The 524-nt window shown below is 57.4% G+C and carries 1 protein-coding gene and 1 tRNA gene; one reads left to right on the top strand and one right to left on the bottom strand.

The genetic code is table 11. From position 1 onward, the window contains the following. Positions 1-77 precede the first annotated feature (77 nt). Positions 78-154: transfer RNA gene (locus tag KNW02_RS20755), tRNA-Met, on the top strand. 137 nt (positions 155-291) lie between these two features. Here the strand turns inward: KNW02_RS20755 and KNW02_RS20750 are convergent. Then, a complete protein-coding gene (locus tag KNW02_RS20750; protein WP_252734177.1) occupies positions 292-498 on the bottom strand; it encodes a hypothetical protein in 207 nt (68 codons plus the stop codon). Between the last annotated feature and the right edge of the window lie 26 nt (positions 499-524).

Genomic DNA, 524 nt, shown 5'->3' with positions numbered 1-524 from the left:
CCTCTCTGAAACGATGACCCAAAAAGCGCCTGTCACATCCCGATCGGCGCAACCGCGCAACACACGCGCAACCCTGTCGCGGGGTAGAGCAGCCCGGTAGCTCGTCAGGCTCATAACCTGAAGGTCGCAGGTTCAAATCCTGCCCCCGCAACCAAAAAACTACGTATTATCTGGCACTTAAAAGCCGAGCAAAACGCTCGGCTTTTGTCATTCCAAATTCTTGTCAACACCTCGTCAACGTTTATCGAGGCCCCCTTCGACGGGGGCCTTTTGCGTGCCGTGCGCTGCCGATCAGACGCCACGATCATCCCGGAACCGACCAATCACGTCAGCTGCGCTCGATGGCCGATAGCTTTCCTCCGGTGCGGCGAAGGCAAGCATGAGTTCGGCTTTCAGAGTAAGTGCTACGCCGACCCCCTCCTGCCATTTGCGACTTGATCCGGCCATTCTGCGCGCATGGGCGTGACGGAGGGTTTGGATTTTGGAAGTAGACGGCAAAATGGGCGTCCAATTGGGCGGCTCTA

The organism is Paracoccus marinaquae (genome assembly GCF_018860165.1).
GTDB classification, from domain to species: Bacteria; Pseudomonadota; Alphaproteobacteria; order Rhodobacterales; family Rhodobacteraceae; genus Paracoccus; species Paracoccus marinaquae.
The sequence above is the reverse complement of the archived record's forward strand: the minus strand, read 5'-3'. Positions and strand labels throughout refer to the sequence as shown.